We start from the raw sequence: 19,979 nt of genomic DNA on the forward strand, positions 1-19,979 counted from the left end.
CCGGACAGCCTCACCGCATAACCTGCAGAAACGGATCACGCGGTGGCAGCTCGTACACCACTTCCCTGGACGTGACCGTCGCGGGAGCGGATAGGCCCGCTGTCCGAGCCCACGGTTCCCTGATACTGGGGCTGACCCCATGGCCACGTCGCCGTGTCCTGACCCTTGTGTGCCGCCGTCCGACCAACTAGGCCAGGGCCCCCGCTCCCCGTAGATCAGGGGTTGGGCGCAGACGAGCGCCAGGGGCCGGCGCACAGTGGCCGCGTCCGGCCGAATTCGGCAGGTCGAAGGACTACTCCTCGTAGTCCCGCTCGCCGTAGTAGAACTCCGCGTCCTCTTCGCTCCCGCCCCGCTCCAGGAACTCCTCCCGGGTCATGTCCCCGGGCTCCAGGGAGGTGCCAGGGCTGTCCCATTCGGGGCCGTCTATCTCGGAGTCGAACTCCTCGGAGTCATCCGTCTGCGTCATGATCAGCAAGCTACCGTTTGAAGGCGACAAATCGGCCGCCACGGCGCGCGGTCCCCTCGTCGGCAACTCTCGGCCGTCGGGCCCGGCCGGGAAGTCGACGGCATCGCGTACATGAAATCCGTGACGTACCGGGCGCCCGGCACGCCTGCACCGACCTTCTGCTTGGGCAGGTCCCGGGGGCCACCGTCAGAACCGTGTCTTGGCATCGACAATCGCCATGGCCCGAATCTCCTTCTCGGTCTTCCCCCGCACATGCCGCAGGTTTGCGCCTGTCAGGTCCACGAAGCCCAACTCGACGGCGGTCAGGTTCGCGCCGGTCAGATTTGCGCCAGTCAGGTGCGCGTCGGTCAGGTACGCGCCAGCCAAGTCCGCGCCAGCCAAGTCCGCGCCGGTCAGGTGCGCGTCGGTCAAGTACGCGTCGGTCAGATCCGCGCCGGTCAAGTACGCGTCGATCAGGTTTACGCCGCCTAGGTCCGCGCCGCCCAGGTTTACGTCGCCCAGGTCCGCACCACCCAGGTCGGCACCGCGCAGGTCCGCACCACCCAGGTCGGCGCCGCCTAGAAGCGAGCCGGTCAGGTCGACGCCCTCCAGATGCGCCTTGGTCAGGTCGACGCCCTCCAGATGCGCGTCGCTCAGGTCGCCGCCCCGCAGGTCCGCGTCGGGCAGGTATGCGTCCTGCAGGTTCGCGTGGCTCAGGTCCGTACGCGGGAAACGGATCTCGGAAAAGTCGGCACGGCCGGCGCTCCGGAGAACGATGCTGTGGTGGCCGCGTGCGGTGGCGAGGGTGGGGGCGATGGTCAGGGCCGCGAGCACGTCGGCGCCTGGCCTCGTGAGCGGAATCTTAGCGAGGGCCTGATCAAATCTGGCTGTGCACTGCTTGGGGAGTTTGCTCTTGCGGTCCGGCGGAGTGCAGAGGTCGTGGCCTCGGACGTAGGCGGCCAGGACGCTGCGGATGGTGTCGCGGTCACGGGGGGAGTCGGCGGCCAGGCGCTGCAGGGCGTAGATGCCGCCCAGGCGCACGTCCTGTTTGGCTGAGCCGAGCTGCTCGACGGCCTTGGTGTAGCGGTCGGTGATCTGCCCTTGGTCCGCAGTCAACTGGGCTTGGCGGGAGGTCTCCAGGGAATCGGCGGTATACCGCAGGCCCAGGATGGTGAACACCACGCCGCCGACAACGACCAGGCCAGTGGCGGCCTGGATCAGGGTGTTGCGGGCGGCGTTGACGGCCTCCACCCGCTCGGGGGCGGTCATCTGCCGGCGTTCGGCGGCCGTCAGCGGGGCGGTCTCGCCGGCCAGGCGGCGGGCCATCGGACCAACCAGGATGATGATCCCCATGCTCGCCCCGACCGCTATGGCTAGGCCGAGTAGGGTCCAGCGCGCCCAGTCCGGGACCTCCAGCATCAGGGCCGCCGCCGTACAGGCACCGATCACCACCAAGGCCAGCAGTACCCCGAGCAGCCAATGTAATCGGCGCCCGTGGGGCGGATAAGGTGCCGGGGCGTCCTCCGCGGGGCTCGGCGTGTTCTCCGGTTCTGGCGTCGATGGCGGTTGGGTAAGGGCCGCCGCGGGTGCTGTATGGGCTTGACGGCGTGCACGGACAGCCACAGCCGCGCCGATGAGCGCGGTCGCGGTCGCGGCGATGACCACGTGCGGCAGTCGGGGGAATCGGGGCACGCCCCTATTGCACCGCTTAGTCAGGCCGTGCACAGGAGAATTCGCCAGGTGCCTGTCTGCCCGTGGTCTGCCTTCAGGCCGTCATGTCCTGCCATGTGAGCTGGTACTCGCCGAGGCCGACCTGGTCGTCATACGGCGTCTTCAGGTACGGGCGGCAGTCCTGGTGACACGGCACTGGCCCCCAGACCCATGCCCTCGGGCGCGCTGGAGTGCGTGACGCCCTCCACGCGGATCTTGCCCCGGGGGTCGGGTTCGATGCGCTCCTTGCAGGCCTCGCAGATGTACTTCATGCGGTCGGCGCTACGTGACGCAGGCCTCATTGGGACGCCTTCTGATGCGTCAGCATTGCGCCCCCATCCGAATTCCGATGTCTCCCCCCAGACCGTCGGGCAAAGTAGGCGACATGCCACGTCTCCCCCAGTTCGTTCGGCGAGTCCTCCGCCGCCAGCGCAGTCCCGATCCGCAGGCAGTCCGCCTGCTACCGATCGGCCGGGCCTTGGCAATTACTCTGGCGGTCGCCATCACCGCGACAGGGTTGCTGTTGTTCGGTGCGCTGACCTGGCTCGGGCTCCCCGCTCCCACCGGCCAGAAGCCGAGCGTCGCCGAGTTCCTCGACACTTTGAAGATCGTGCTTGCAGTCGTCGGCGGAATCGGCGGTGTGGTCGCCTTGGTCGTCGCCTACCGCAAGCAGCGCATCACCGAGGAGGAGAACCACCGGGCCCGGGAGACAGCTCGGCGGGAGGACATCAAGCTGTACGTCGACCGCTTCGATAAGGCATCCGGCAAGCTCGGAGACGCCTCTGCCGCTGTACGCCTAGCCGCTGTTCACGCCCTCGCCGCCCTCGCTGACGACTGGGCGGGTGGCCGGCAGATGTGCATCGACGTCCTGTGCGCCTACCTGCGGATGCCCCCCGACCCCAAACCTCGACCGTGAGACCGATCCTGGCGCGCACACCGCCTGGCGAGCCATGGGCGAAGTACGCGCCACGATCTGGCGCCTGATCGCCGCCCACATGCGGGCTGACGCCGCGATCCCGTGGCACGGCGCCGACCTAGATTTCACTGGCATTACCATCACGACCGACGTTGACTTCAGCGGCACCGTGTTCTCTGACGGCACTGTCCGTTTCGAGGACGTGAAGTTTGCTGGTGGCAGCGTCCAGTTCAGTGACGCGAAGTTCTCTGGTGGAGGAGTCTCGTTCAAGGAGGCGAAGTTCACTGGCGGCAAGCTGTTCTTCGACAACGCCTGGTTCTCCGGCGGTACAGTCTCGTTCAGCGGGACTAAGATCACCGAGGGCATGATCCTGTTCAACCGGGCGAAGTTCTCCGGTGGCATCATCTGGTTCGACCGGGCGGAGTTCTCGGGTGGTGCCGTCGGGTTCGATGCCGCAGAGTTCTCGGGCGGCTGGACAAGCTTCGATGCCTCAGAATTTTCGAACAGCGTGGTCCGGTTCCCCAGGGCCAAGTTCACGGGCGGCCAAGTTCGGTTCTTCCTCTCGCACTTCTCTGGCGGGATGCTAGTTTTCGCGTCCTCAGAGTTCTCGGACGGCCTGGTTTCGTTCGAGAAGGCGAAGTTCTCGGACGGCCTGGTCTCGTTCGATGAGGCGAAGTTCTCGGGCGGCAAGGTCGAGTTCGATGAAGCCAAGTTCACGGGCGGCAAGGTGGACTTCACCCGAGTCGCCGACTGGTCTTACCCTCCTACCGGCCTGCCTGACCAGGCGAACAGGTTGCAGCAGCCGCTGCGGCTAGCGTCGTCCTCCGCAGGGAAATCCCCCGAAGAGGTTGCCGGTCCAGCGGCAGTAATTCACCCGAGCGCGGAGCCCGAGTTCGATGTCACTCGTGCGTCTCCAGAAGACTGCTAGGGAGGGGCGGTGAAGCAGTCCTGGAATGTTCCAGATGACTTCTGGGTGATGCAACAGCGATCACGTTGGCTGCGAACGCTGCGGCTGACGATTGAGGGCGAGCCCGAGCAGAAAGGCGCCAGGGGCCGGAGATCAGCCGTCGCTTTCCAACAGCAGGTCATCCACCAAATGACGGCGGCCAGGCGGCGCGCCTTCACTGGACCTGTCGCGCTCGACCTATTCTTCCAGACCACCCGTAAGAACCCGCCGGCGATCCATCGCGTCGCCAAGCACGTGCTCGACCTCCTCGGCCCAGCGGATCCGGCGATACGGCCGCGCCGACGCAGTGTGCTGTACCGAGACGACCGGCAGGTCAAGTTCCTGTATGTGGACTTGGACCAAGCGTGGAACCGCGACGAATTACGGACCGAACGCACGATGGCAGAAACCTCATTCGACCCCTGGGATATCGTCGCCCCTCTGCCGAGCGAGGAGCCGCGTCCCTCCAGGGCGACCCCGGATCAACCTCATGCTGGTCCGCCGACCCACGGCGGCCGGTCGAGCGAACAGCTCGGCAGGACGATGCTCATAGCCCGCCCGGGCCGGGACGTGGTGGCGGACCTCACCCTGGCCAACCGGCTCCGTCAGTTGGACGATTATGAGGAGGACGAGGATTCCGGTCCCTTCGCCGCTCCCGACCTCCCTGACGACTTCGAGGACGACCCGAACGGCCGAACGGCATCCACGGCTGAGGACGCGGGCCTGTGGGAGTACATCGAACGGTCAAGCCGCTTCTGGTGGCTGACCCGGTTTCAGGGGGCGGTCCTGGCCCAGATGGACGCCGCACTCCTCACCGGGTTATGCATGTATTTCGACGGCCTGTCCCAGACAACGCCGCCCGGCTGTCCCGAACCGTACCGCAGTGACTTCGACGAGCTTCTCCACGACGGGCGCACCATGAGTCGGCGGCAGCTCCTGGCACACCCGTTGACGCTCGCGCTCCCCGGCCTGCCCCGCAACGGCCGCGAGGGTGAGGAGTTCAAATCGGCGCTCCGTCAGCGTATGGAGGAGTTCAAGGTCCGGCGCCCGATGTTCAGTCTCCTGACCGTTCCCGTGAAGATGACTTTCCTCGTGGTTCCACCCGAGCAGGGAAAGGACCTGGACAACATCGCCCTGACAGCCCTGCCGATCGCGCACGAGGTGCTCAGACCGCACATTGAGCCGCACCTACTGGCGCCCCAGCCTCCCGACGACGAGCCCCCGGGATGGCAGGCAGAGGCGCTGCGCCGCCTGCGCTCCCTGAACGCGAACAGCGTGACCGCCTACCAGGTGATCGAGCTGCCCCGGACCCCGGAGGACCCGCCGGAAGGACTGCTCCGCCTGGCGCTCGGCGCTGACTCGCACCGCAGCTGGTGGGACCAAGCCGCCGACTACGTCGACGAACGGATCGCCACGGCTGATGATCTGTCGGAGTGGGACCTGCGCCGCTGGTAGAAGTCGGGCACCACATGGCAGGTACGCCCACCCGAAGCGGACGGCTCGCAAGTTCCCCGCGACCCGAAAAGGGAGTCCACACATCAGTCACCTGTCACTTCAAGGCGCTCAGCCCAGGCGAGCGGCCATTTCCTAGCTAACAATGCTGGCTCCTGATAAACTTTCTTATCAGGAGTTAGCAACTGCCCGAGGAGCCCCCCTTGACCGACCTTCTCCCCGCCCCCATCGTCTCGGCCGCCACCCCCGTCGTGACCGCCGATGCCCGGCCGGTCTACTCGGCCGCCGATTTCGTCGTGAGCGAGGCCACGAGGGAGGCCATCCTGGCGGGCATGCCCGCGTCGACCCGGCGCGCTTACGCCGCCGACTGGACCGCTTTCGAGCGCTGGTGCGTCGAGCACGGCCGCGTCCCGCTCCCCGCGACGCCGGAGACCGTTGCCGGGTACGTCACACACCTGACCAACACGCCCTCGGCCAAGACCGGCCGTCCGCTGGCCCCGTCCAGCATCGAGCGGGCCCTGGCCGCCATTCGCACGGCGCACCGCACCGCCAACGCCACGCCGCCGGAGACCAAGGCCGTCCGGAAGGTGCTCGACGGCTATCGGGAGCGCCTGGCCCTGGCCAAGGACCCGGCCGCCATCACTCGCAAGGCCGACCCTGCCGTTCCGGACGCCCTGCGCGCGATGCTGGACACGCTCGACCGCTCGACCCTGGCAGGCAAGCGCGACGCCGCCGCCCTGCTGCTCGGCTACTCCTGTGCCGCCCGCGTCTCCGAGCTGGTAGCCCTGGACATCGCCGACGTCCACGAGACGCCCGAGGGCCTCCTGGTGACCATCTACCGGCGCAAGATCAAGAAGTTCACCGAGGTTGCCGTGCCGTACGGCCGCGTCCCCGCGACCTGTCCCGTTCGCGCGGTGCGCGCCCTGGTGGCCGCTATGGCCGAGGCTGGCCGCACGTCGGGCCCGCTGCTGGTCCGCATCGACCGCCACGGCCGCATCGCCCCGCCGATCACGAGGAACGGCAAGGAGATCGGCGACCCGAGCGGCCGAATGACCGCCGATGCCGTCGCCGACATCGTCACCCGCATCGCCTCGGCCGCCGGGCTGGAGGGCCGCTGGACCGGTCACAGCCTCCGGCGCGGGTTCGCCACGGCCGCCCGCCGCGCTGGCGCCGCCCTGGAGAGGATCGGCCGCCACGGTGGCTGGAAGGACGGGTCGACGGCCCTGCTCGGCTACATCGAGGAGGCCGATCGTTGGGAAGACAACCCTGTGACCGGCCTGTAGTCGCCTGGCCTCGTCGGCCCCTGGGAGCGCCTGCCCCTCGTGGTGGGCGCTCTCGTTATGCCTGGCCCCTGCTGCTCGGCATCGTCAGCCGCCGGCTTCGGCCCCCTTGACAAAGGGTGACCCCACCCACCCTTAACCGGCCCCGCCCGTGAAGACCCCGCCTGGGTTCCCGTGTGCGAAAAGGCCGGACATGCCCGACAGTGGCTGCTTCTGGGAATGGCGCCGAGATCATTTCTGTCACTTGAGCCCCGCGAGTGGATTGCTCCAAGTTAAACTCCCCCTCCCCCCGATCAGGAAGGTAGCTGCGTTGTCGACCCCCCGTGCGCCCAAGCAGCCCAAGCCAGCGACCAAGGCTCAGAAAGGGTGCGGCTGTCTGCTGCTTCTCGCGGTGATATTCGCGTTGTTCGCCGCGTGTGGCGCGATATTCGGGGACACGGCTCCTCCGCTGCCCTCTCCGTCCCCGTTCCCGTCGTATGAGGCGACCGACCTGTTCACACCGGCCGAGCCCAATCCCGCTCCTGCCGAGACGCCAACGCCCAGCCCTTCGCCCATTGACGATTTCGACGGGGATGGGATCCCGGATCGCAGGGACCGCGACGCCGACAACGACGGAGTGAATAAGTCGGTCGACCGGGACGACCTGGACCCGAGCAAGGGCCGCAAGCCGAAGCCGAAGCCCTCGCCGAAACCGGCGCCCCGGGAGACTGAGGACGACACCCCCTCGTTCATCTCCGGCGTCAACCCGGGCGGGTTCTGCGGCAACGAGGGAGCCGTCGGGATGAGCAACCGCGGCCGGACCTACGTCTGCCGGGGCGGTCACTGGCGGCGCTGAGCCCGTCCGGCTGGCGGGAAGGCCGGACCCTCCCTGCCAGGGATAACGATCGGAAGACACGCACGGCGAGATCGGCCGGTATCGGATGGGATAGCGATCATGCGTGGTGTGGGGTGGCTTCGTCGGCGTGCCCGGCCGGATGCGCCTGTACCGGTGGCGGAGCAGTCGCGGATCGAACTGTTGGAGCAGCGGCTCTCCCGGCTACGTGAGCCACGGTCAGCGGGCTGGTGGATCGCCCTGGCGGTGGTGCTGACGGTATCGACAGTCGCGCTGACCGGTTGGCTGCTCCTGCGTGGCGTCGCCGCGCCCAGTGCCAGACCAGTCGCCACGGGGAGCGCCAGCTCTGCCCCCACACCGACAGGGCCCACGAGCGTCGAAGTCTCCACGGCTACCAGCGAGGCCATACGTACCGCGCTGACAGCTGGCGCGGCGGTCGGGGCCGCGTTCACCCTCGCCCTAGCGTTTCGCCGACAGCGCCACCAAGAACTCACGATGGTGTTGACCGCACTGCAGGCTGAGCGCGACGCAGCCTTCGCCGAACGCGACGCGGAGCGAGACGCCGCACACGCCGAGCGAGTTGCCGAGGACAACCAGCGCGACGCGCTCGAACGGCGTATCACCGAGCTGTACACCAAGGCCGCTGAGCAGCTCGGCCACGACAAGGCCGCCGTCCGGCTGGCTGGCATGTACGCGCTGGAGCGCCTAGCTCAGGACAACGAGGGCCACCGTCAGACGATTGTCAACGTCATCTGCGCCTACCTGCGGATGCCCTACAGACCCCCCACGCCCTCCGATCCGGAGCAGGAGCGGCGGGAAGCGCTACGAGCCGCGCGGCGTCGGTACCACGCAACTCGCAATGGTCATTCTGGCGTCACTCAGCCGGCCGATCACAGGGTTCAGGGAGGGGACCCAGAAGGAGAGCGTCAGGTACGGCTCACGGCCCAGCGCATTCTCGCCGATCATCTTCGGGATGACCGCCCAGTGGACGAACGCGAAACGCCCCCGCCCGGTCTGCATTTCTGGGACGGCATACGTATCGATCTGACCGGCGCTACGCTGATCGACTTCGACTTCTCCCATTGTCGCGTTGCTGTAGGCGTCTTCCGCGAGGCGACCTTCTCCAGGATGGCCCGGTTCCATGGAACCACCTTCGCCGAAGCCAACTTCAGGAAGGCCACCTTCGCCGGGGAAGTCCGGTTCTTCGATGCCACCTTCGCCGGGGAAGCCTACTTCAGCGAGGCCACCTTCGCCGGGGCAGCCTGGTTCGGCGAGGCCACCTTCGCCAAGTTTGCCTACTTCTGGGAGGCCACCTTCGCCGAACGATCCTACTTCCGCGAGGCCACCTTCGGCCAGCATGCCAACTTCAGCCAGGGCACCTTCGCCAGGAAAACCTGGTTCGACGAGGCCACCTTCGGCCAGCTTGCCGACTTCAGCAGAGCCACCTTCTCCGGAGGAGCCAACTTCAACGGCATGATCGGCTCGATCAGCCTGGAGTGGGCCCGTGTGACCGATCCCGGTGAGGGTTACCAGTGGCCGCCAGGGTGGCACGTTGTGATTAGACCAGACGGGTCCAGTCTGATTAAAAGCGCGTCAGAGCGGCAGCCTCCGGAGGCTGGGGCTAGCCAACAGAAGGCGTGAGCACAGCCTGATAGCTGTCTGACTCGCACGGCCGCCGGCCTCGGCGTCGTCGTCGGGCACCTCCACCCCTCCCCACCGTTAAGTCGGCATCCTCGGGAGCAACCCCCTGGTCTTCCGCGTGCGTGAGCGGTTATCCGTAGGGACAGTGGCCTCCTTGAAGGAGTGGCAGCGCCACGGACAACTTTCGGGCGACGGGGCACAACGGCCCGGAAACTGGGTGTTCTGCCAGGTGTGCACCTACGAGGTGAAGCGGCGGCAATGGGGCCCGAGCGGGAGATCGGGGAGGTACCGGTGCAGCCGGCCGAACATGCAGCCGCCGGAGCTGCCGCAACGGACCCCAGCCTGGAGGCCAGGGTGGAAGGAGCATGTTCCGGCTGTTGGCCCTACCGGCACGGGCCAGCAACGGAGCCGGGGTCAGTCGGCCCCGGACACGCCCGCTAGGAGCACGCCCGCCCGACGATCGTCACCACGCCGCAATGGAGCTGGGGCGCGACGGCCCAGGAGGCGAGGAAGGTCCTGCACGTCGAGGGCGTGAAGTTCGCCTAGCCGCAATGGAGCCAAGGCGCGATGGCCTCGGAGGGTGCAACGCCGGGGTTGATCTGCAGACCGTCATCACGCCGCAATGGAGCCGGGGCGCGACGGCCCCGGAGACACCGATCGTGGAGGTCGGCCACTACATCGAGGTGCACAATCCGCAATGGAGCCGAGCCCGGAAGCCGGGGTGAAACCGGGGCCCTCGTAGTGCAAGAGCTTGGTGATCACACCCCAATGGAGCCCAGCGCCGAGGCTGGGGTGAAACCTATGGCCCCCGCCGGGGCAGGACTGGCACTCGCCGCCGCAATGGAGCCCACCTCGGTGCTGGGTGAGACCCAGAAGCAGATCGACAAGGTATCTAAGCAGATGGGGCCGCAATGGAGCCCAACGCCAAGGCTGGGGTGAAACGCCCACGATTGCACCGAGGTGTGCGGGGGGCATGCGCCGCAATGAGGCCCAGCCCCGAGGCCGGGGTGAAACTCGGGCAGGTGGACCCGATCACGGCCGATCTCAAGCCCGCAATGGAGCCGGGGCACGCAGCCCCGGAGGCCCGCTGGCCACCATCGCCCACGCAATGGACGTCCAGCCACAATGGAGCCGGGGCGCGGCGGGCCCCGGAGACCGCCAGGAGATCGACCGCTTGCAGAAAATGCTCAAGACGCCGCAATGGAGCCCAGCCCCGAGGCCGGGGTGAAACCGGGTGTCCCATACCGCCCTGCCGGAGGCGTCATCCCGCAATGGAGCCCAGCCCCGAGGCCGGGGTGAAACTTGAGGTCAACATCGATGGCGATCCCACTGGCTGCCCACAATGGAGCCGGGGCTCGACCGCCCCGGAGACGGGACGGTACCCCAAGCAATCCCCCTCTCCGGTGGATCTCCCAATGGAGCCGAGGCGCGGCGGCCCCGGAGACCGCGTACGTCTTCGCTGGCCGGTGTCAGGAGATCGTCCCGCAACGGAGCCGGGGCGCGGCCCCGGAGACACCCCCGACGAGCTGGACATCCTGGCCGACAAGCACATGCCGCAATGGAGCTGGGGCGCGACGGCCCCGGAGACTCGTCGAGGAAGCCGGCGGTATCGCTCACGTAATCGGGCCGCAATGGAGCCGGGGCGCGACGGCCCCGGAGACCGAATCGACGACGTGGTGTTCATCGAGACCACGCAGGTGCCGCAATGGAGCCGGGGCGCGACCGCCCCGGAGACTCGGCGAACGGTCCGCGGCCGATCTGGCGAGCTACACGCCGCGTTGAAGCCGGGGCTCGATGGCACCGGAGACTCCCCGGACCCGAGGTACTCGCTGGCGAGTACCCCACCTAGCCGCAATAGAGCCGGGCTCGACGGGCCCGGTGTCTGCGGTCTCGACCGTACTGCGACGTGGCTAATCCTCTGTTCTGTTGTCAAGAAGCAGAACAGCGATCAAACGGCCGCGGCGAAGAGGCCTAGACCGAAGTGCGACAGGTGGCCGAGCACGATGGGACCTTCGACAGGCTCAGTGAACTCCAGGTCGATACGGTAGCCGGACGGGGAACCGGCGGCTTTCCTGTCGCGCCAGCGGCGCCGTACGAAGCCGACGAACTCCGAACCGGGGTTCCTCGCGGTGACCACGAGCTGGGGGAATTGTTCCCCACGGTAGCCCAGCTCCCTGATCACCTCCTGCTGCAGATATTCGGCGGGCTCCTGTCTGGGCTTGCGGTGGCGGGAGGGCACGAACGGTGTGACGGACGTCCAGTGCCGTTCGGCAGGGCGGTGCCACTCGTTAGGAAGAAGATCCTCCTGGCCGCAGGCCGTCAGGAGCATGGTGAGGTCGCGGGGCCCGGTGACACCGTTCGGGACGCCGATTTCGCGGCGGGCCACGGTGTTCAGCGCATCAACCTCGCGAGGGGTGAGGCCGCCGGGGGCCCAGACGATGACCTCGTCGATTCGCCCGTCGCCGTCGCCGTCGTAGGGCAGGAAGTGCGCGTGACGATGCCCGTCTGCCAGCGGCCTGCCGTCCGCCGACTTCCCTGCGAGCAGGCTGTCGAAGGCTTCTGCGCGCCGGGTTAGCACCTTGATGCAGGCGCCGCGCAGCGCGTCCATGAGTGGGACCGCGTGCGCCATCGGCGGCTGCACCACGCCGCTCACCGCCAGTCGCACCACGCTGGTTCGCTCCGCCGTACGGCGGGCGGGCCGGGACACCCGCGAGGGCACCGGCACGGCGTACGTGATCTTCCTTGTGCTCGGCGGATAGAGCAGCTTCCCTGCGCGCACATCGACAGGTCGCAGGACCAGCGCTGTCAGGTCGAGCGGCAGCACAGGGCAGAGCACCTCGGCAGGTTCGTGTCCGTCGCCCAGTTCCTCTCCGTCCAGGCCGACGGGCTCGGCACGGCCGTGACTATATGCGTCGGGCGGCACGGCGGGCAGCAGTTCGACCTCGCAGGTGGAGTCGGCTCTCCCGATGTAGGGGATCGATCTGGCCAGCCGGGCCAGTGCGTCGGACTGCTCTGGATCCAACTCTCCAGGCCAGATCGCGTAAATGGCCTGATCGCCGTCGAGCACGGCGAAGGCGTCCATGGCCTTGTCGGTGCTGGCCTTCCCGGCACGGTGTTTGGTGTCGGGGTAGTAGTGCCGCGAGTGCGCGATGCGGTACGGCGGGATCAGGTAGGAGGGCGGCACGGCGAGCCGTGCCAGCAGGCCACCGACCACCTCAGCGTCCAGGTCCGGCGCTCTGAGCTGCCAGACCGAATACAGGGCGCGCAGCAGCCGCCAGGGCGACGGCGGCAGCTCCACTGCTCCCTCGTTGACGTAGCGCCCCCAGGGGGTGGCGTGGTAGCGCCCCCACGGGAAGCGCATGGCCAGGACGACCGCCATGTCAGCCCTTCCATAGCACGGTGATCGGGTCGGCGCTCACCCCTGTGGCGGCGATGAGCTCGCTGATGCGGGTTTCCAGTTCCGCCTGCTGTGGCAGGTCCTTGGGCTCCTCGACGACCTCCAGGTCGCAGGCGGTGCGCAGCCGGAGCCCACGGGACAGCAGCGTGCGGATCTCCCACAGTGCGGTGAGCACAAGCAGCTCGGTGATCTCGGGGCCGAGGCCGTAGGAGGCGAGCAGGTCGACGTCCACGACGAACATGGCCTTGATCTCGCCGGCGTTCCACTCCACCCGGTGGAACGGGACCGAACCGTAGCCCTCGCTGGTGCCACCGCCCTCGCCGAGCTGGTGACGCACATGGTCGGCCTTGCGTCCCCCGCTTACCACCTCGCGGACGTCGTACGCCTCGATAACGGCGGAGACCGCACGGGTGAACCTGGGCTGGCCGAGCCATTCCTTACGGCTGAAGAAGACCCCGTGAAGGAGGCAGAACGGGTCGAGCCCGAGGACCGCGCGGGCCATGAGAGGGTAATCGAGCGGGGTGTCCTTGACCAGCCCGAGCCGGTCGCGAATCACGTCCATCATCGGCGTGCCGTCCAGGGTGGCCTCGCGGACGAACGCGGAGGCCAGTCGGTGCGCCTCCTCACGGCTGGAGGTCAGGTACACCTCGGGGTCGTCCCTGCGGTGCACACGCACATACGGCAGCGCCTCGATCAGGGGGACGGGCCGATGGGACGCGCGGTCCCAGGCCATGCCCTCCAGGCGATTGGCCATCGACTGGACCGACTCCACCAGCAGGCTGTCGCCCCCCTGCGCGCGCTGGAACTTGGCCGAGCCGATGTCGGGGAAGTTGGTGGCCTGGAAGGTCGAGCCGAGCAGGGGCTGCAGGTCCGCGGTGAAGCGCAGGCGAGGGCGGTCGAGGGGAATCATGCTAAAGCTCCTTGTGAGTCACGATCCTGAAGAGTTTCGAGCTGGGGGACCTCTGCGACGCAGATCCGTGTCAGGGAGCCTTCCCGGTCCTTCTGTCCGGTCAGGAGCAGGAGTGCCGCAGCCAGCCGCGTGCCGTCAACGCGAGAGGCGGGCAGGGCGGGGACCCTCAGCTCCAGCCCAGCAAGCCGCAGGCGAAGCAGCGTGTCGGCGGCGACGGCATCCACACCGCCGGCGATGAGCCGGGAGACCCAGTCGGGCCGCGGCGCGAGCCGCACCTGGTGGAGCCGACGGTCACCGCTGCGCCGGTCGCGCACCCGCACTGTGAGATCACCGGTGCCGAAGAACGGGATGAGTAGCGACACGGCCCAGCCGGGCACGGCGTGCTCAGACCGCGGCCAGGCCGACTTCGTACGGGTCGCGCAGCCGAGCGTCAGCAGCCCGCGCAGGAAGTCGGCCACCAGGCCATCACGTGAGGGATCTGTCACGAACCGGTCGATCAGCCCGATCGGCAACCGCTGCCCGAAATCGAAAGCTGTCTGCACACCACGAGCTGTGCCATCCTCGCCGTTCAGTCGCGGCCGATCGTCCTGCGCCTTGATAACCCGGATCCGGTGCGCCTCGGCGAGCGCCCTCGCCAGTGTCGAGCCGAACAGGTCCACGCCGCTGCCGGGGGCAGCCTGCCAGGCTCCGCCGCCGGCGCGGGTGAGCAGCCCGCGAATCCCGGGCCCGGTGGTGGCGGGGTCGTCGCACAGCCCAGCGAAGCCGGCGGCCAGCCGCAACTCCTCCCGTCCGTCGTCGAGACACTCCAACGCCGCGAGCCAGTCGGGTCGCTCCTTCGGCTCATACGGTGAAACGCGCGAGCGCGTCTGTCCGGAGCGACCGACCAGCTCGTGTAACCGACCGAACTCGATCACAAAGCGGGCCAGCGCGTTCGGCCCATCACCGGCCGCGACAGCGAACGCCTCGCGCTCGACCCGGCGCAGCGCTGCGGCAACGGCGCTGGTCGGTCCTGCCCTGCGCACCTGCTCCAGCCAGGTGTACGGTCGGCGCAGCAGCCCCTCTTCGGGGCGGACGGCGACGGCGATCCGGCCGGCATGGATCGCGAGCGGGTTCTGGCCCAGACGTTCGGCGATCACGAAGCGGTGGAAGCCCGTCAGCCCGCGGTCCACCCCGAGCGAGGCCAGAGCCAGGGCGAACTCCAGCCCGGAGGTAGCCTGGCGGCGCCGCCACTGGGCCCGGCCCTCTCCGATGAGGTGAGCCACCTCCCCGGCACCGGCGGGCTGGTCCCACAACGGCACCCACTGCTCGCCCTTGACCGACTCGGCCTCCGCCGCACTGCCGTGCCCAAGCGGCGTCGACCGGGTGAAGAACGGCTTGGCCTCCCCGGCTCTGGCCGCGCCGTTGCGCCGCACCGCCGCGCTCGCGAACAGGAGCGTGCCCTCCATGACGAGAACGAACGACCAGGGGTTGGCAAACCCCTCACCCCGCTCGTCGGCCGCCGAATGGATACCGCCCGCGCGTCCGGGGTCGTACTGTCCGACCGTGTCACGCAGGTAGGCGACATCCTCCCGGCCCAGCAACGCGGCCTCGGCCCACGCGCGGCTCTCGGACACCTTGGCCTTCGGACCCATGAGCCGCAGCAGCCGGTCGTAGTAGGTCGCCGACAGGTCCTGCCGACCGAAGTTGCCGCCGGTCCCGGCCAGAGCGTTGAAGGCGAGGTCGTCGAGGGTCAGCGTGACCGCGACGTCCAGCCAGGGCAACGCGTCGTCGGACAGGACGGACCGGCAGAGCCGGATCACATCGATTTTGCGATCCTTGGCCCACAACTCGTCCTTGGCACCGCCCCACCCGCGCCGCCGTCCCTCCGCGACAACGCGCTCACTCCCCAGGATCGCCTCGCGCAGGGGACGGAAACGGTCGTCGTCGAGGTCACGTACGGCGGCCAGCGACTCCTCGGCGGTACGACTCTTGCCGTTCCCGGCGAATCCCGAGCCGGAGTTCCACGGCGAGACGATCGGCGCGGGGACGTAGCGGCGCACCAGCCAGGTGAAGAGGTCGTCCTCGGTGAGGACCGTGTCGAGCACGGCAACGTCGCCGCGCCAGTGCAGCCGGGCGCGAGGGTCGACCTGAGTCGCGACGACCCGGAGCAGGCCGAGTGCCTGAAGGTAGCCGGCCAGGACGTCGGCGCGGCAGCCGAGCAGCGCGATCCTGTTCACCGGCGTTATCCCTCCTCTCGATAGCGCTTGCTGACCCGCATGTCGGCGATGCGCACGAGCGCCTCCAGATAGGCCAGCCGGAACGGTCCCAGGTCCGGACGGTCCCGTAACGTCACCGCGCGTTCCGTCCATGAACCAGGCGTCCACGAACCGGCCGACGTGGAGCCGGACGCGTCGGCAGCGCCGATCCGCAGCGATGACGTCGAGAGCGTGACTGCGGCCATGTGCTCCCCGGTCGTCAGCTCGAACGCCGGGGTGCGGTCGCCGTCCGCGACGCCGAGCAGTAGCGGCGGTTGCTGCAGCGCCTCATCCGCGACCGAGCGCACGCTGATCCGCACCCGTCCGTGGTGTGCGGCGACCAGGTAGACGATCAGGCCGCGCTCCCGCCGATTCTCCAGCAGGCAACACTCGGGGCTGGTCAGCAACAGCGCGCTGACCAGCTCGTGCCGCAGATACCTCCGGGAGTGCCGCCCACCGCCGCCCGGCGACTTCGCGAGCAGCCCGTCGGGCGGGTTCGGGCTGGCTCTTCTAAGCGTCGCCTGGAACACCTCATGGCACTTGCCCAGGTCGTGGTAACGCCCGGCCAGTACCGCCGCCTCGACCAGTCCGACGGCCAGGCCCGGAAGGCGGAGGCCCTCGGCTACCGCGGCGACCTCCTCCTCCACGTCGGAGAGGTGCCGGGCGAGCCCCACCCACTTTCGGCCCTGAGACAGCAGGTCATCTCCGATGGCGTCCCCATCCGCCAAGGGACCGACCGACTCTTCGTCCTCTGCGGGCGGAGCGGCCGACTCGACCGGCGCGACGGGCTCGACCGGCGTTCCCACGGCCGGAGCCCATCCGAGCTCGGGGTCGTACCACCCGGCCCGCACGTCGGCCAGCAGCACGGCGCCGGGCACGACGTCGGCCCGCGAAGCCCACCGCCAGTGCCCTCCCACCCGGTCACGCACCCACAGCCGCCGCCCGCCATCGAGCGCAGCCAGTTTCCGGACGTCCGCGATCGGGGCCGGGCACAGCTCATCGCGTCTGGCCAGCGGCTCGTCCTCCGCAGGCTTGCCGTCGCTCGCGGTCCAGTCGCGCCAGGCCACGAAGACCCCGGTGTCATCACCGTCGCGGATCCACGGGCTGACGTCGATGTCCGCGCCCGTGAGATCGGGCATGGTGTCGAACAACTGAAGCAGATCACGGCGGCGCAGGACGGCGTGTAGTTCTGGCATCTGCTTGACCGGACGCCGCTGGAGCCCGGTGGAGGTCACCGCGATCCCCTCCAACTCGCCGAGCGCGGCCACCGCAGCGTCCATGTCCTCCTGCACATATGGAACGGCGGATGCCCGCCCGCCCGGTGGAAGGCCCCACAGCAGCGAGGCCGCAGCGTATTCCCCTCCGCGGTTGCACCGCCCCGCGCGCTGCACGATCGAACTCCACGGCGCCGCCTCGGTGAACAACGTCATCGACGTTATGTCGACCCCAGCCTCGAGAACCTGAGTGGAGATCACAATCCGGCCGCCGGGCGGGGGGTCGTCCGTGACGAGGTCCATCAGCTCCCTGCGTTCGACCGGTCGGAAACGGGAGTGGATCAGCACCACATCGGCCTCGGGCGCCTCCTTACGGAACGCCTCGCGCACCGCAGTGGCACGCTCCACGGTGTTGAGCACCGCGATAGTGCGCGTGCCCGGGCGGTGGCGAGCCAGCAGAGCCCGGGCCAGGGCCACGGCAAAAGTCTTGGGATCCGTCGGCAAATCGAGCCGTTCGACCGTCCTGGCTGCGTCGAGACGCTTCGCCAGTGCGCCGCCACGGTCCTCCGCCGTCAGCTCGACGGTGCGCAGCGCGGTCACGTCGTGGTCGACAGTCGACAACCCCTCCTCCGCGAGGGTCGCCGACATCCACATCGTCGCGGTCGGCGCCGCCGTACCCAGGCTGTCGCGCAGTCCCTGGAGCTGGGCGCTCGTCGGCACCGCGGGACCGAGCAACTGCGTCTCGTCGAAGACCCACTGAGTGTCGGAGTGCAGCAGAGCATAGGAGATCGGCCATCTCGGCCGGGACTCCGCATACCCACGCATGAGCGCCCGACTCAGCACCATGTCCTGCGTGCCGATGAGGACGGCCCGCTTGTCGGGCACGAGCTGCCAGGCGTCGTCCTCCCGATCCGTCCCGCCCATGAGCATCTGGAGGATCACGGAGTCGTCACCGGACACCTGCTGGGGATCGGGTGAGGATCGTTCACCGAGGTTGAACAGCCACCGGGCCACTTCCCCGGCCGTCTGCTCCACCAGCGTCCGCAGCGGCAGCACATAGACCAGCCGACGGGGAGTGTCCTCGGGGAACGCCGTCGTGCGCCACAGCCAGGGCAACACGGCCGCCAGCGTCTTCCCCGCTCCCGTCGGAACCCTCAACAGATCCGGCAGCCCTTCCTCGGCAAGTCGCACCTGATAGGGGTAAGGAGGCCTCGCCTCACCTACTGCACGGGCCACGAACTCGCTGAACTCACCCACGTGCGGGCCATCATTCATATGGGGCTCCCTCGCGACGCGTTAACGTCTCAAACCTGAAGCTCGTCGAGGCTGGGCACTGTAGCGGCACCGACCGACATTTCGACGGTCTCATCGAGCAGGTCAGCCAGATGCCACACCTGCTGTAGAGCGTCAGGCAGCGCAGGTGCGGGCGGCCCGTTTCTCGGCGACCATCTGATCGACGTTCTTGGTCTTGTAGTCCGCCTGGGCCTGCTGGTCCGGGATGTACCGCCAGCGACCGCCCTCGTAGCGGAACTGGTAGGTGAACGACACGATCAGCCGGTTGACCCGCACGTCCGCTATGTCGCCCCGCAGGGTGACGCCGGTGATCTCGAACCGCAGACCCTCGGCGATCGGCTTGCACAGCTGGAACAGGCGGACGTAGTCGTCACGGCTGATGAGCGCCTGGGCCTCTGGCACCCAGGCGTCCCAGAACTCGCCATAGCCGCCCGCTGAGTAGGTGTCCATCAAGGCCTGCGCGGCCTGCCGGGCGGCGACCTCGGTGCGCTCCTGCTGCGGCTCCTGGCCTTGGTCGGCTTGCTCGACGACAGGGTTTAGGTCACCGCTGCCAGACGACCCGGGCGCTTCGGCCGTCGGCGGCTTCAACACGACGACGAGCGCGACGAGGCAGATGGCGATGATGGCGGCGGCGACGAGCGACACGGTGAGGGCTATCAGGCGGGCGGACAAAGTGGACCCCCAGATGATCAGTCGGCGGGTTTGAGACGCATGAGGCCTCGCTCCGGTTGGCAGACCCCGACTCGTTTGTGCGCGAGCTAAGGAACGCGCTGATCGAACTACGTTGCCCGCATCCCCAAAGCCACGCCTGAGGCGTCAAGGCGTTGAAGCCGTTGCCACTCGGGGCATGTACTTACTATCTCGCCCGAGCGACTCCTGGCCGTTTCGCGGAAACCACCCCGGACGGAGTTGGGATTGGCCCGGGTAGAACGCGGAACGGCCTCCCAACTGGCGGCCGCCGCCGATCCTTCGCTGCGCCGCTCATTACCCGCTCTGACCTGCGCGACCGTTGTCGACTCATCCCCGACCCGGCCGAGCACGTACTTACTGTGTCGACCACCACTCGCCTAGAACGGCCCTGTCACATGATGGCCCGACGGTTGGGGTCAGACAGAAGGTCCTTGAACCGCCGTAGATGTGTCGTAACGTGCCGGGCATGGCTACTGAGCAGATCACCGTGCAGGTCGACGCGCTGGAGATGCCTCACCTCAAGGCCATGGCCGAGAGCAAGGGGAAGTCCCTGGAGGTCTACGCCTGCCTGGCCATCCGGGAGCGGCTCCTTCGGGACACGATGCAGCAGCTCCATGAGGACGGATACGCCGGCCTGTCTCATGAGGAGATCGCCGAGAGCGAGCTGGCCGTCGAGCAGGCGCTGGAGGAGGAGCGCCGCGAGGCGCGCAAGGAGCGCCTGCGCGCGTCCATGCAACGGCTCCGCGAGTCCGGCGCTCTCGACGCCGAAGAGGAAGCGGCGTACGACGAGTTCGTACGGTACAGGGACGCGCCCAAGGAATCCGACAACGACAAATAGCCAGCGACTGCGAAGGGTGATCATCACGGGTGCCGGCGACTGCCGACGAGGGGGAGGGGGTCGCGCCTCGTCTCCGCAGGTCGGCCGCCTCTCCCCCTCCCCGCGTCCTGGTCTGCACGACACTCCGCGGCCGGTCATTTCGGCACGTCAGAGGGCCTACAGCTCACGTCTACACGGGCCC

The 19,979-nt window shown here is 68.3% G+C and carries 14 protein-coding genes and 1 pseudogene; 7 read left to right on the forward strand and 8 right to left on the reverse strand.

The annotated features are described in order from the left end of the window. Positions 1 to 292: 292 nt before the first annotated feature. The 3 genes from B1L11_RS47130 to B1L11_RS47135 form a co-directional block, all read right to left on the reverse strand. Positions 293 to 466, reverse strand: coding sequence for a hypothetical protein (locus B1L11_RS47130; protein ID WP_179155322.1), 174 nt, complete (start codon positions 464 to 466; stop codon positions 293 to 295). A gap of 186 nt (positions 467 to 652) precedes the next feature. Next, positions 653 to 2,110: a pentapeptide repeat-containing protein gene (locus tag B1L11_RS25785; protein WP_143737546.1), complete on the reverse strand. Its 1,458-nt coding sequence runs from the start codon at positions 2,108 to 2,110 to the stop codon at positions 653 to 655. Positions 2,111 to 2,265: 155 nt separating this feature from the next. Beyond that, positions 2,266 to 2,427: a hypothetical protein gene (locus tag B1L11_RS47135; RefSeq protein WP_179155323.1), complete on the reverse strand. Its 162-nt coding sequence runs from the start codon at positions 2,425 to 2,427 to the stop codon at positions 2,266 to 2,268. A gap of 206 nt (positions 2,428 to 2,633) precedes the next feature. Here B1L11_RS47135 and B1L11_RS25790 point away from each other — a divergent pair, with 206 nt between their 5' ends. The 6 genes from B1L11_RS25790 to B1L11_RS47140 all read left to right on the forward strand — a co-directional run bounded on the left by B1L11_RS25790 (position 2,634) and on the right by B1L11_RS47140 (position 9,222). Further along, positions 2,634 to 3,071, forward strand: coding sequence for a hypothetical protein (locus B1L11_RS25790; RefSeq protein WP_143737547.1), 438 nt, complete (start codon positions 2,634 to 2,636; stop codon positions 3,069 to 3,071). A 34-nt stretch (positions 3,072 to 3,105) separates the two neighbouring features. Then, positions 3,106 to 3,999 (forward strand): pentapeptide repeat-containing protein, encoded by an 894-nt coding sequence (locus B1L11_RS25795; protein ID WP_079316915.1) that lies wholly within the window; start codon positions 3,106 to 3,108, stop codon positions 3,997 to 3,999. A 9-nt stretch (positions 4,000 to 4,008) separates the two neighbouring features. Continuing rightward, on the forward strand, positions 4,009 to 5,472 hold the full coding sequence (locus B1L11_RS25800) for a hypothetical protein (RefSeq protein WP_143737548.1): 1,464 nt from the start codon (positions 4,009 to 4,011) through the stop codon (positions 5,470 to 5,472). 200 nt (positions 5,473 to 5,672) lie between these two features. After that, positions 5,673 to 6,752: a site-specific integrase gene (locus B1L11_RS25805; protein WP_218671302.1), complete on the forward strand. Its 1,080-nt coding sequence runs from the start codon at positions 5,673 to 5,675 to the stop codon at positions 6,750 to 6,752. Between the two features lie 613 nt (positions 6,753 to 7,365). After that, on the forward strand, positions 7,366 to 7,584 hold the full coding sequence (locus B1L11_RS25810) for a hypothetical protein (RefSeq protein WP_079316919.1): 219 nt from the start codon (positions 7,366 to 7,368) through the stop codon (positions 7,582 to 7,584). A gap of 153 nt (positions 7,585 to 7,737) precedes the next feature. Continuing rightward, complete coding sequence (locus B1L11_RS47140; RefSeq protein ID WP_179155324.1) at positions 7,738 to 9,222, forward strand: pentapeptide repeat-containing protein; 1,485 nt, start codon at positions 7,738 to 7,740, stop codon at positions 9,220 to 9,222. A gap of 1,948 nt (positions 9,223 to 11,170) precedes the next feature. On the opposite strand, the gene csb2 is transcribed toward B1L11_RS47140, so the two are convergent. From csb2 to B1L11_RS25840, 5 genes and pseudogenes are all read right to left on the reverse strand, one after another. After that, on the reverse strand, positions 11,171 to 12,601 hold the full coding sequence (gene csb2 / locus B1L11_RS25820; protein ID WP_079316921.1) for a type I-U CRISPR-associated protein Csb2: 1,431 nt from the start codon (positions 12,599 to 12,601) through the stop codon (positions 11,171 to 11,173). A 1-nt stretch (position 12,602) separates the two neighbouring features. Continuing rightward, complete coding sequence (gene cas7u / locus B1L11_RS25825; protein WP_079316923.1) at positions 12,603 to 13,529, reverse strand: type I-U CRISPR-associated RAMP protein Csb1/Cas7u; 927 nt, start codon at positions 13,527 to 13,529, stop codon at positions 12,603 to 12,605. After that, positions 13,526 to 15,892, reverse strand: coding sequence for a type I-U CRISPR-associated protein Csx17 (gene csx17 / locus B1L11_RS25830; RefSeq protein ID WP_143737549.1), 2,367 nt, complete (start codon positions 15,890 to 15,892; stop codon positions 13,526 to 13,528). Before csx17 ends, cas7u begins: the two co-directional genes overlap by 4 nt. A gap of 194 nt (positions 15,893 to 16,086) precedes the next feature. Then, a pseudogene (locus B1L11_RS25835) lies at positions 16,087 to 18,252 on the reverse strand (DEAD/DEAH box helicase); the annotation flags it as partial. A 132-nt stretch (positions 18,253 to 18,384) separates the two neighbouring features. Further along, positions 18,385 to 18,915, reverse strand: coding sequence for a hypothetical protein (locus tag B1L11_RS25840; RefSeq protein ID WP_079316928.1), 531 nt, complete (start codon positions 18,913 to 18,915; stop codon positions 18,385 to 18,387). 511 nt (positions 18,916 to 19,426) lie between these two features. Here B1L11_RS25840 and B1L11_RS25845 point away from each other — a divergent pair. Then, positions 19,427 to 19,798 (forward strand): hypothetical protein, encoded by a 372-nt coding sequence (locus B1L11_RS25845; protein WP_079316930.1) that lies wholly within the window; start codon positions 19,427 to 19,429, stop codon positions 19,796 to 19,798. Positions 19,799 to 19,979 lie beyond the last annotated feature (181 nt).

The sequence above is a fragment of the Microbispora sp. GKU 823 genome (genome assembly GCF_002027145.1).
Taxonomy (GTDB): Bacteria; Actinomycetota; Actinomycetes; order Streptosporangiales; family Streptosporangiaceae; genus Microbispora; species Microbispora siamensis.

What these genes read in the sequence shown, in the direction of transcription:
- B1L11_RS47130 (WP_179155322.1), bottom strand. Translation starts at nt 466, where the DNA reads ATGACGCAGACGGATGACTCCGAGGAGTTCGACTCCGAGATAGACGGC.
- B1L11_RS47135 (WP_179155323.1), bottom strand. Translation starts at nt 2,427, where the DNA reads ATGAAGTACATCTGCGAGGCCTGCAAGGAGCGCATCGAACCCGACCCC.
- B1L11_RS25795 (WP_079316915.1), top strand. Translation starts at nt 3,106, where the DNA reads ATGGGCGAAGTACGCGCCACGATCTGGCGCCTGATCGCCGCCCACATG.
- csb2 (WP_079316921.1), bottom strand. Translation starts at nt 12,601, where the DNA reads ATGGCGGTCGTCCTGGCCATGCGCTTCCCGTGGGGGCGCTACCACGCC.
- cas7u (WP_079316923.1), bottom strand. Translation starts at nt 13,529, where the DNA reads ATGATTCCCCTCGACCGCCCTCGCCTGCGCTTCACCGCGGACCTGCAG.
- B1L11_RS25845 (WP_079316930.1), top strand. Translation starts at nt 19,427, where the DNA reads ATGGCTACTGAGCAGATCACCGTGCAGGTCGACGCGCTGGAGATGCCT.